This is a genomic window from Actinomadura sp. WAC 06369 (assembly GCF_003947565.1).
Lineage (GTDB): Bacteria > Actinomycetota > Actinomycetes > Streptosporangiales > Streptosporangiaceae > Spirillospora > Spirillospora rifamycini.
The window spans coordinates 1-8,321 of sequence record NZ_QHJN01000247.1 but is presented as its reverse complement, the minus strand read 5'-3'; the positions used below and the strand labels follow the sequence as shown (position 1 = coordinate 8,321).

Annotated in this window: 7 protein-coding genes and 1 pseudogene; 4 read left to right on the top strand and 4 right to left on the bottom strand. The window is 77.9% G+C overall.

Annotated features, from left to right (window positions below; translation table 11 throughout):
• Nucleotides 1-204: 204 nt before the first annotated feature.
• The 3 genes from DMH08_RS36950 to DMH08_RS36940 are packed head-to-tail and all read left to right on the top strand — an operon-like array spanning nt 205 to nt 3,805.
• Nucleotides 205-1,836 (top strand): phytoene desaturase family protein, encoded by a 1,632-nt coding sequence (locus DMH08_RS36950; protein ID WP_125620846.1) that lies wholly within the window; start codon nt 205-207, stop codon nt 1,834-1,836.
• Complete coding sequence (locus DMH08_RS36945) at nt 1,833-2,831, top strand: phytoene/squalene synthase family protein (protein WP_233618035.1); 999 nt, start codon at nt 1,833-1,835, stop codon at nt 2,829-2,831. Before DMH08_RS36950 ends, DMH08_RS36945 begins: the two co-directional genes overlap by 4 nt.
• On the top strand, nt 2,828-3,805 hold the full coding sequence (locus DMH08_RS36940) for a phosphate acyltransferase (protein ID WP_125620845.1): 978 nt from the start codon (nt 2,828-2,830) through the stop codon (nt 3,803-3,805). Before DMH08_RS36945 ends, DMH08_RS36940 begins: the two co-directional genes overlap by 4 nt.
• Before the next feature lie 35 nt (nt 3,806-3,840).
• Here the strand turns inward: DMH08_RS36940 and DMH08_RS36935 are convergent, their stop codons facing one another.
• The gene (locus DMH08_RS36935) at nt 3,841-4,491 is read right to left on the bottom strand and encodes a spheroidene monooxygenase (RefSeq protein ID WP_233618034.1); all 651 of its coding nucleotides are present in this window, start codon (nt 4,489-4,491) and stop codon (nt 3,841-3,843) included.
• On the opposite strand from DMH08_RS36935, the pseudogene DMH08_RS42165 reads away from it, so the two are divergent.
• A pseudogene (locus DMH08_RS42165) lies at nt 4,409-5,080 on the top strand (glycerol-3-phosphate acyltransferase); the annotation flags it as partial. The gene DMH08_RS36935 and the pseudogene DMH08_RS42165 sit on opposite strands and share 83 nt — an antisense overlap.
• Before the next feature lie 37 nt (nt 5,081-5,117).
• Here DMH08_RS42165 and DMH08_RS36925 read toward each other — a convergent pair.
• From DMH08_RS36925 to DMH08_RS36915, 3 genes are read right to left on the bottom strand one after another with little or no spacing between them, the layout of a single operon-like run.
• On the bottom strand, nt 5,118-6,287 hold the full coding sequence (locus DMH08_RS36925; RefSeq protein WP_125620843.1) for a glycosyltransferase: 1,170 nt from the start codon (nt 6,285-6,287) through the stop codon (nt 5,118-5,120).
• Nucleotides 6,284-7,744 carry a phytoene desaturase family protein gene (locus DMH08_RS36920; protein WP_125620841.1) on the bottom strand — a complete coding sequence of 487 codons (1,461 nt, stop codon included), beginning with the start codon at nt 7,742-7,744 and terminating at the stop codon, nt 6,284-6,286. Before DMH08_RS36920 ends, DMH08_RS36925 begins: the two co-directional genes overlap by 4 nt.
• The gene (locus tag DMH08_RS36915) at nt 7,732-8,301 is read right to left on the bottom strand and encodes a carotenoid biosynthesis protein (RefSeq protein WP_233618033.1); all 570 of its coding nucleotides are present in this window, start codon (nt 8,299-8,301) and stop codon (nt 7,732-7,734) included. Before DMH08_RS36915 ends, DMH08_RS36920 begins: the two co-directional genes overlap by 13 nt.
• Nucleotides 8,302-8,321: the final 20 nt, after the last annotated feature.

Here is an 8,321-nt window from a genome sequence, read left to right as displayed (position 1 = left end):
GGTAGGGGGCGAGCGCCCGCCGGACGGCGTCCGCGACCCGGCTCATCTCCTCCGGGGTCAGGTACGCGACGGCGCTGAACGCCTCGTCGCGGCGGAACTCGGGCGGCGCGGCAAAGGTTTCTTTGGACGGCGCTTGCGCCGGTGGTCGGCGGGTACGGGGCGACCATTTCGACAGGGGGAAACCATGAGCAGAACTCTCGGCCCATGCACCCGGCCTTCCTCGGCGCACCGTTCGCGGATCCGGCCGCGGGGAAGCGCCGGACGCCTCGGCGGCGGGGCGCCGGCCTGCGCGGCGGCGGCACCGGACGACCGCTCCCGGTGACGGGGACCGGGGGCCGCACCGGTGGACGCCCGGTGCCCGGCCCGGCGCGTCCGCCCGGTCCGGTGGTGGTGGTCGGCGCGGGACTGGCCGGGCTGTCGGCGGCGATCCATCTCGCGGCCCGCGGGCGCGAGGTCGTGGTCGTCGAAGCGGAGCGGGGACCGGGAGGCTGCTGCGGGTCGGCGGAGCTGGGCCCCTACCGGTTCGACACCGGCCCGTCGGTGCTGACGATGCCCGGCGTGCTGGCGGCGACCTTCGGCGCGGCCGGCGAGGACCTCGACGGACGGCTGCCGCTGCGGCGCCTGGACCCCTACTACCGGCTGGCCTTCCCCGACGGCTCGCGGCTCGACGTCGTGGCGGGCGCGGAGGAGATGGCCGGCAACGTCCGCGACCTGTGCGGACCGGACGAGGCCGCGCGGTATTTGCGGTTCCGCCGCCGACTCCGCGCGATGTTCGAGGCGGAATGGCCGGCCTTCATCGACGCCGACATGACCCGGCTGCGCGACATGGCGCGTCCGTACGCCCTGCTGAGGCTGGCCGCGGCGGGCGGGTTCCGGCGGCTGGACCGGTTCGTCGCCGGGCAGTTGCGCGACGAGCGGCTCATCAGGGCGCACACCTTCCAGTCGCTGTACGTCGGGCTCCCCCCGCACCGGGCGCTCGCCGTCTACGCGGTGGTGGCGCACATGGACACCGTCGGCGGCGTCTACTTCCCCCGCCGCGGCGGCATGCGCGCCGTCCCGCGGGCGCTGGCGGACGTCGCCGAGAAGGCGGGCGCGCAGTTGCGGTACGGCGTGCGGGCCGAGCGGGTCGAGACCGGCGCCCGCGGGGTGCGGGCGGTGCGGCTGGACACCGGCGAGCGGATCGCCGCGAGCCACGCGGTGATCGCCTGCGACCGGGTGCGCGCCCAGGCGGAGCTGCTGCCGGGCCTCGCGGACGACTGGCGGCTGCGGCGGCCCCGCTACTCGCCGTCCTGCCTGGTCGTGCATGTCGGCCTGGACCGGCGGACGCCCGGCCGGGCGCACCACACGGTGCGTTTCGGGCGGACGTGGAAGGAGACGTTCGCCGCGCTGGCGGCCGGGCGCCCGCAGCCCGACCCCAGCCTGCTGATCACCTACATCGACACCGACGACACGGCCGCGCCGCCCGGGCACGCCGCTCTCAGCGTGCTGGAGCCCGCGCCGAACCTGGCGTCCGGCGCCGACTGGGAGCGGCTCGCGCCCCGGCTCGAGGAGCGGCTGCTGGCGCGGCTCGCCGACCTCGGCTACGGCGACCTGTCGGGACGGCCGCGGCTGACGTTCGATCCGCCGGCGTGGGCGCGGCTGGGGCACTCGGCGGGGACGCCGTTCGCGCTGGACCACCGCTTCGCCCAGACCGCCTGGCTGCGCCCGTCCGGCCGCGCCCGGCGCGTCCCCGGCCTGCACTTCGCCGGCATGTACACCGCCCCGGGCGTCGGTGTCCCGCCCGCGCTGATCTCGGGTCGGCTGGCCGCCGCCCGGATCCTGGAGGGCGACCGATGACGGCGGGCACGAGCACGGTGACGTTGACGGCCAGCTACGAGCAGTGCCGCCGCATCAACGCCCGCCACGGCCGCTCCTTCTATCTGGCCACGCTGCTGCTGCCCGCGTGGAAACGCAGGCACGTCCACGCCCTCTACGGATTCGCGCGGCACGTGGACGACATCGTCGACGCGTCCGGCGGCGCCCGCGGGGCCACGAACGAACGGGCCACGAACGAACGGGACGGAGACGGGCGGGACAGGGACGGGCGGGGCACGGACGGGCGGGCCGCGGCGCTCGACGGCGTCGCGGCCCGCCTGGAGGCGAGCCTGGCCGGGGAGCCGGTCCCGGACCCCGTGCTCCCCGCGTTCGTCCACACGGTGCGGTCCTTCGGCATCGAGCACGACGACATCCGGGCGTTCATGTCGTCGATGCGCGCCGACCTGACCGTCACCCGCTACGACACCTACCAGGACCTGCTGGTCTACATGGAGGGGTCGGCGGCGGCGATCGGGCTGATGATGCTCCCGGTGCTGGAGACGCTGCCCGGCACCGGGCGGAGCGCGCGCGAACCCGCCCGCGAACTGGGGCGGGCCTTCCAGCTCACCAACTTCCTGCGGGACGTGGCCGAGGACCGGGCGCGCAGCCGCATCTACCTGCCCCTGGAGGACATGGAGCGGTTCGGGGTCGGCGAGGCCGACCTCGCCGGGAACGGGTGCGGCCGGAGGCTGCGCGAGCTGGTGGCGTTCGAGGCCGCGCGGGCCCGCGCCCACTACCGGCGCGCGCAGGAGGGCATCGACATGCTGGTGCCGTCGTCGCGTCCCTGCATCCGCGCCGCGGCGGCGCTGTACGGCGGCATCCTGGACCGGATCGCCGCGGCCGACCACGACGTGCTCGCGGGGAGGGCGTGCGTCCCGCGGCGGCACCGCGCCGTGATCTTCACGCGGCACCTCGTGGCCGCGTCCGCCGCGGCCCGCGCCGAGCGGCGCCCGCTCCTCGCGGGAGAGCCGCGATGACCGCGCTCGGCGACGTCCCGCCGCGGCGCCCGGTGGTGCTGGACGCGATGGGCGGCGACCACGGGCCCCGCGAGACGGTGCCGGGCGCCCTGGCCGCGCACCGCGAGCACGGTGTGCGGGTGACGCTGGTCGGCCGCCGGGAGCGGATCGACCGGGAACTGCGCCGGCACGGCGGCGCCGGCGAACTCGAGGTCGTGCACGCCGACGACGTCGTCCCCATGGCGGGCGCGGCGGCGTCGGCGGCCGCGCGCCCCGCCACCAGCCTGCGGGTCGGCTGCGAAGTCGCGCGCCGCGACCGGGCCGCGTTCGTGTCGGCCGGGTCCACGGGGGCCGTGGTGGCCTGCGCCGTCCGCACCCTGGGACGGGCGGACGGCGTGCTGCGCCCCGCGCTGGCCGTCGCCCTCCCCACGGCGGCCGGCGCCACCGTGCTGGTCGACGCGGGCGGGACCGCCGACCCGACGGCGCCGATGCTCGCGCAGTTCGCCGTCCTGGGCAGCCGGTACGCGCGGACGGCGCTGGGCGTGCCCGAGCCCCGCGTGGGGCTGCTGTCGATCGGTTCCGAGCCGGGCAAGGGCAACCGGCTCGTCCGCGACGCCGCCCTGCTGCTGCCGGACCTGCCGGTCCGGTTCCACGGCAACGTCGAAGGCCATGACGTGCTGGCCGGAACCGTGGACGTGGTGGCCACCGACGGGTTCACCGGCAACGTGGTCCTGAAGAACATCGAAGGCTGCGTCCGCACGGTGCTGGGCATGGCCGCCGACCGCGGGGCCGCGCCCCCGGAGGCCCTGGCGAAGGTCGGCCGGCTGTACAGCGCCGACACCCACGGCGGCGCCGCGCTGCTGGGCCTGAACGGAACGGTGCTCGTCGCGCACGGGTCGTCCGGGTCCGCGGCCGTCGCGCGGGCCTGCACGGCCGCCTCCGCCTCGGCCCCGGCCGGCGACGCCGCGGACGCGGCCGCCGGAGGCCGCGCATGAGCCGGTCGGTTCTCGGTGCGCCGCCCGTCGGCGCGTCACTCCCCGGTGCGGGTGCGCAGCGGGTCGCGGCCGTCCCAGCTTCCGTGGTGCGCATAGGGGACGAACCGCGCGAACAGCTCCTCGGAGTACCAGTCGTGCGCGCGCACCCGCCCGATGACCTCGCGGTGGGCTCCGGCCCGGAAGGCGAACCGGTCGATCGCCGCCGCGTCCCGCCACAGCGAGAACGTCGCCTGCCTCGCCAGCGGCCACTCCCCCACGCCGACCGACGCCAGGCAGCCCTCCTGCTCCCGCAGGGCCCGGTCCACCTCGGGGACCGCGCGGTAGAACGCCGCGAGCCGGCGCGGGCGGATCGACGCGCGGGTCAGCACGGCGACGGGCGCGCCCGGCGCTTCCGGGACGCGGCGGGGGGCGAGCCCGCCGAACGGGTCCCGGCCGCCCCACCGCCCGCGCGAGGACAGCGGCCGCAGCCGCACGTGCCAGGACTCCGCGGTCTCCTCGCGCCACCGCCGCGCCACCGCGGAGCGCTCCAGGAACTCCTCCAGCGCGGCCTCGCCGTCCCAGACCGCGAACAGCGCCCAGCGGCGCAGGTCGGCGCCCAGGCTCATGGACCGGCCGCGCCCGGTGCCCAGCAGGCGCCAGAACGACAGCCCCGCGGCCGCGCGGAGCCGCGGGCGGTCCAGCGCCATGTGGCGCATCGCGTCCGCGGTCGCGTACCTGAGCAAATGGAAGGAAGCGATGACGCCCGAACCCGTCACACCCGTTCCCGCCGCGTCCGTGCTCGTCCCGGTCATCGGCGGCTACCTGCTCGGCTCGGTGCCGACGGCGGTCCTGGTCGGCCGCGCCCACGGTTTCGACCCGCGGTCGGTGGGCGACCGCAACCCCGGCTTCTGGAACGTCATGGGGCGCCTGGACGCCCGCTCGGCCGCGCCCGTGTTCGCCGGCGACCTCCTCAAGGGCACCGCGGCGGGCCTGCTCGCCCTGGCGGTGAGCGGCCGGCGGACGGGCCCGCTCGGGCAGGTCCGCGGGCGGAGCGTCGTCCCGGTGTACGCGGCGGTGGGCGCGGCGATGGCCGGGCACGCCTGGCCGCTGTTCGCCGGGCGCCGCGGCGGACGCTGCGTGCTGACCTTCGCGGGCGGCATGGCGGTCGTCTGCCCGCCGGCGTTCGGCCTCGGCCTCGGGCTGCTGGGCGCCACCGGCCTGGCCGCGCACTCCTTCGCCACGGGCGCGCGGGTCGCGGTGTTCGCGCTGCCCGCGCTGCAACTGCCGTTCGCGCCCGCCGCGCAGGTGGCGGGCACCGGGGCGCTGATGGCCTTCATCGGTGCCCGCTTCGGGCAGGCGGCCCTGGCCGAGCGCGCACGGCGGCGCCGTCCGCCCGCCGCCGCGGCGCCCTCCGGCCGGGCGGACCGGTCGCGTCCCGGTCGTAGACGCGGCCGCGCCACGTCCGCGCGGGACGCAGCACGGACAGCGTGAGCCGGACGGCGCCGACCGGGTCCAGCAGCGGCGACAGCAGCAGCCCGGGCCCCGGAGCTGCGTAGCTGCCGCGCAGCGCGGCCGTCAGCAGGAACCGCTGCCCGAGCAGCGCCAGGTCCAGCGGCGCGGGACGCCCGGACAGCAGGCGCAGCACCGGCAGCGCCATGGTCAGCCACACCACCGCCAGATCGCCGGCGAGCCCGGCCGGCGGCGTCACGTCCCGCAGCGCGATCGAGCGCCCCCATTCCCGCCACACGTCCGCGACGCCGCCGTGCATGTCGACCTCCAGCAGCGCGCCCGCGTCGACGAACGCGACCCGCCACCCGTCGCGCGCCAGCAGCCGCCCCAGCGCGACGTCGTCGGTGAGGTGGCCGCGCACCCGGGCGAACGCGTCGGCCCGGACCATCGCGTCCTTGCGGAAGGCCAGGCACTGGCCGTTGACGAGCAGCCGTCCGGGACCGCGGGCGTCCGGGCCGACCGGCCCGAACCGGTAGACCAGGGTGGCCAGGAGCGAGGCGTGCAACGCCTGCTCCACCGCGCTCCCGGTGAGGAAACGGGGGCCCGCGCTGACCAAGTCGCGCTCTTCCAGCATGCCGGCGAGCGCCGTGCACAGCCCTTCCTTCGGGCGGGTGTCGGCGTCCAGGAGCACCACGAGGGGCCCCCTCGCGCGGCGCAGCCCCTGCCGCAGCGCCCACTGCTTGCCCACCCAGCCCGCGGGCGGCTCGGTGCCCGCGACGACGGTCGCGCCGAGGGCCGCGGCCGTGCGCGCGGTGCCGTCGCGCGACCGGTCGTCGACGACGATCACCTCCCGCACGGCCGGGTCCGCCAGCAGCGGCACCGCGCACGCCCGGATCCGGTGCTCCTCGTCGCGCGCGGGGATCACCACCGAGACCGGCTCCGCCGGCCGGTTGCGGGGAGGCGCCGTCAGGGCGGGCGGACGGTCCCGCCCCCGCGCCAGCCGCGCCGCCACCGCGGCCGCCGCGACCGCCGCCGCCGCGGTCGGCGCCCTCACGGCCGCGCCCCCGCCGGCCGCGACCGGACGAGCGGGAAGTCGTCCTCGACCAGGGACGCCGCGATGCGTCCGCTCATCGCCACCAGCGGAAGCCCGCCCCCGGGATGCGCGGACCCGCCCGCCAGGTACAGGCCGCGGCGCGGCCCGCGGTTCCCCGGGCGGCGCAGCGGCGCCGTCCGCCCCCGGTAGGCCGTCCCGTAGATCGCTCCGCCCCACGCGCCGTACCGGTCCCGCAGGTCCGCGGGCGTGAACAGCTCCACGAACCGCAGCCGTCCCGACAGGTCGTGCCCGCGCCGCGCCAGCCGCTCCAGCACCAGGTCGCGGTACGCCTCCGGCGTCACCGGCCACCGCTCCGGATCGCGCGCGGGGACGTTGACCAGCATCGTCCAGTTCTCCGCCCCGGGCGGCGCCTGCGACGGGTCGTCCACCGCCGAGCATCCGATGTAGACCGTCGGGTCCCGGGGCGGCACGCGCCGCCGGAACACGTCCGCGAACTCCCGCCGGTAGTCGTCCGAGAAGACCACCGAATGGTGCGGCAGCCCGCCGGTCCGGCCGTCGACGCCCGCGAGCATCAGGAACGCCGAGGACGACGGGCCGAGCCCGGCGATCCGGCGCAGCCGCCGCCGGTCGGGCAGCAGCCGGCCGTACAGCGCCGCCGCGTCGGCGTTGACCACCACCGCGTCCGCGCTCTCGCGCTCCCCGGACGCCAGCGCCACGCCCTTCACCGACTCGCCGTCGGCCAGGACCCGCCGGACCGTGCTGCCGGTGCGGATCTCCACGCCCGCGTCGTCCAGCAGGCCCGCCAGCTCGTCCGCCAGCCGGGCCATCCCGCCCGGCACGTACCAGCCGCCGTCGCCGTGCTCGATCGCCGGGACGCACCCCAGCGCGGCCGGCGCCCGGTAAGGGCTGGACCCGGCGTACGTGGCGTACCGCCCGACGTACTGCCGCAGCCTCCCGTCGTCGAAGAATCGGCGCGCCAGGCCGTGCAGCGTCCGTCCCGGCGCGACCGCCAGGAGGTCGGCGGGCCGCGCCTCCCGCGGCGGGCGGCCGAGCGGCCCCGCGAAGAACGTCCGCTGCGACGCCTCGAGGCACCGGCGCGCCCACGCGTGGAACGCCCGCCACGCCGCGCCCTGCCCCGGCGCGAGGCGGTCCACCTCGGCGGCCATGCGGGCCGGGTCGCGGTAGGCCCGCAGGACCGATCCGTCCGCGAACCGGTACCGGCACAGCTCGTCCAGGGCGACGGCCTCCCGCGCGGCGCCCAGCTCGCGGAACACGTCCGGGAGGGTGAGCAGCGACGGCCCGAGCGAGAAGGCGAACCCGTCCCGCGTGCGTTCGGCGAGCTTGCCGCCCAGCCGGTCCAGCCGCTCGTGCAGCCGCACCCCGTGGCCGGCCCGCGCCAGCAGCAGCGCGGCGACCATGCCGCCGACGCCGCCGCCGACCACGATCACCTCGGCCATCGGCCGTCCCCTCCGCCCGCCCGCGCCGCCGCCGTCCGCCGCCGCGCCGCCAGCACCGCCGCGGGGACCGCGAAGGCCCCCATCGCCGTCCCGCCGGCCGCCGCCACGAGCGGATCGCGCGGCCGGAACACCGCCGCGAACGCCACCGTCTCCATCACCGCCATGACCGCGTAGGTCGCCACCAGCCCCTCCGCGACGTCCCGTCCCGGCCCGACGAGCGCGTCGACCGCCCCCGTCAGCAGCGCCGACGCCGCCAGCCAGCCGGCGAAGTTGCTCGCGGGCACGCCCCGGTACGCCCCGCGCCGCGCCCATCTCCACAGGTCCAGCCGCGTCATCTGCGGATCGAGGAACAGGTCCCAGGCCGTGAGCGCCGAAGCGCCCACCGCGACCCGCGTCCACCGCCGTCCGTCCGGGACGAGCGTGGCCGCGACCGCGTGCGACGCCAGCCCCATGCCCGCCCACGCCGCCGCGACCGCCGCGGGGACGCCGCCCACCTGCGGCCGCAGAACCCCCGTGTAGGAGTACCGGCCGAACGGCACGCCCGTCCGCACCCCCACCCATTCGGCCGGTACTCCTA

What these genes read in the sequence shown, in the direction of transcription:
- DMH08_RS36935 (WP_233618034.1), bottom strand. Translation starts at nt 4,491, where the DNA reads ATGGCGCTGGACCGCCCGCGGCTCCGCGCGGCCGCGGGGCTGTCGTTC.
- DMH08_RS36920 (WP_125620841.1), bottom strand. Translation starts at nt 7,744, where the DNA reads ATGGCCGAGGTGATCGTGGTCGGCGGCGGCGTCGGCGGCATGGTCGCC.
- DMH08_RS36950 (WP_125620846.1), top strand. Translation starts at nt 205, where the DNA reads ATGCACCCGGCCTTCCTCGGCGCACCGTTCGCGGATCCGGCCGCGGGG.
- DMH08_RS36945 (WP_233618035.1), top strand. Translation starts at nt 1,833, where the DNA reads ATGACGGCGGGCACGAGCACGGTGACGTTGACGGCCAGCTACGAGCAG.
- DMH08_RS36940 (WP_125620845.1), top strand. Translation starts at nt 2,828, where the DNA reads ATGACCGCGCTCGGCGACGTCCCGCCGCGGCGCCCGGTGGTGCTGGAC.